Source organism: Candidatus Symbiopectobacterium sp. (assembly GCF_020054415.1).
In the GTDB taxonomy this organism is placed as follows: Bacteria; Pseudomonadota; Gammaproteobacteria; order Enterobacterales; family Enterobacteriaceae; genus Symbiopectobacterium.
In genome coordinates, this window is the sequence record NZ_JAHWCO010000291.1 from 1 (window position 1) to 1,762 (window position 1,762).

General features: G+C 45.2%; 1 protein-coding gene and 1 pseudogene. One reads left to right on the forward strand and one right to left on the reverse strand.

The features are described 5' to 3' along the window. Positions 1–753: 753 nt before the first annotated feature. Positions 754–1,572: a hypothetical protein gene (locus tag QZ506_RS08410; RefSeq protein WP_291970349.1), complete on the forward strand. Its 819-nt coding sequence runs from the start codon at positions 754–756 to the stop codon at positions 1,570–1,572. 109 nt (positions 1,573–1,681) lie between these two features. Here QZ506_RS08410 and QZ506_RS08415 read toward each other — a convergent pair. Next, a pseudogene (locus tag QZ506_RS08415) lies at positions 1,682–1,762 on the reverse strand (lipoprotein); the annotation flags it as partial.

A 1,762-nucleotide genomic window follows, 5' to 3' on the forward strand; every position in this document is an offset into this window, starting at 1 on the left:
GCTTTGTGTTTGATAATGGGATTGTTAGTATGAAGCATGAGAGTTACCTCGCGTTTTGTTTAAGGATTAGGCACCCATATCAAAACCGGTAACTCTCAACCTTTCAAGGTCCAGTGTCAGATCTAGTCGCGACTAATACACGTAACAATCGACCCGTATGGGGCGCAGTCGTTACAAGTTCTGATTTATTCAACAAAGCCCTTACAACGTGCCGCCATGCTGGTTCGGTGGGGTTTCACTTGTAATATGATCAATGAAGAAGAGTGGGATCTGTTTAAAGTAGAAATCCATGATGCCTATCAGACCTATTTCGGCGATACCGGTTTCGGTAAATTTACCTACGATTACTTGATTGCCGTTTATACTCAACGTACTTCAAGATGCATCTGCCTATCCAGTAGAAGGGGTGTGCAGTAAGTCTTTCTCGCTGCCTTGCCGTGCATCTTGACGTTTATTGAGTATATCTGTTCCACGCCAAAGATAATCTCGATATGGTTCGTGAACGCTGTACGGATTAACCAACTTACAGAAAAATAACTATCTGGGTTTGTCATGGGAAGCGATTAACACCCTTTCCAGCGCCAAATAATTAGCTGTTGATAGTCAATAACCTGTTCCAGGACCTGGAATAGGTTCTATACCCTATTCCACGCAACGGCCTACCGCGCCATTATCACCTTGTTAGTGCTCTCCATCGCCTTGCACTCTAGAACATGTTATACAGCCTTTATCCCATATAGGAGATATAAAAACATGCTACCGCCCATTTCAAACAATACCATCCCCCCAATCGCCCCCGCTTCAGTACACACCCCGTGTGCGACGCTCATGAAAGAAGCCATGAAGTCACTCCTTTCTTTTCAGTTCGGTGATTTCCGCGCCAGGATCGTGGAAATAGTGCGTGTGTTGACAGACACCCACGGTGAAAAACTCACGTGCTCAGGGCTTAATCTTCATTTGGATACGCTGTTCAGCGAAAAAAGGGGGTGGACTACAGTGAAAGGGACATCTGCGTATACTCCCATAGAACAAACCGTTTATCGCAGCACACAAATCGGGAACACCACCTATCTGGTATCTGCACCAGCCCACGATCTACTCGATGAGCATAGCAATGAAGCAATACTATCGGGTGGACACTCTGCCGCCGTCCTGTTGGAAGAAATAAAAAAAGAATTTCCAACGGGCAATGTAAAAGCCTTAATGCCTATCGCACAAAGTAATCCGCTCGGGTGCTTTGGGTCACGCGGCCACTTTGTGCTATGCGAGGTGGATATCAATGAGGGAATAATCAGCGCAATAACACTGCATGATTCCAAAGCGGGATTAATTGATGGTTTTTATAAGGGTGATAAGCACCTTAAAAAGCAACTTCTCAACCATGAAAGTCTTGGGTTGGACAAAAAATTTATTCTCACCACACAGCATCACGGGCATCAGCACCTCTTTAATGGCAATGACTGTGGCCGTTATACCCTTTATTACGCGGATGCCATTGTAAATAACGGCTCTTTAACTGGTGCATCAGCAAAAGATGCTATGGCATTTTTTTCACAACACGGCGTTAAATAAACTTACGCGTCATCTGCCAGACCACAATTTGCGCAATGTTTGCATACCAAAAACGGCTTTGTTGAATAAATCAGAACTTGTAACGACTGCGCCCCATACGGGTCGATTGTTACGTGATGCGAATACTGTTCGGCATTCCTAATAGCGTGATCCGGTTAAGCGCTTTGACCATGGCCATGGCTTCACCCAC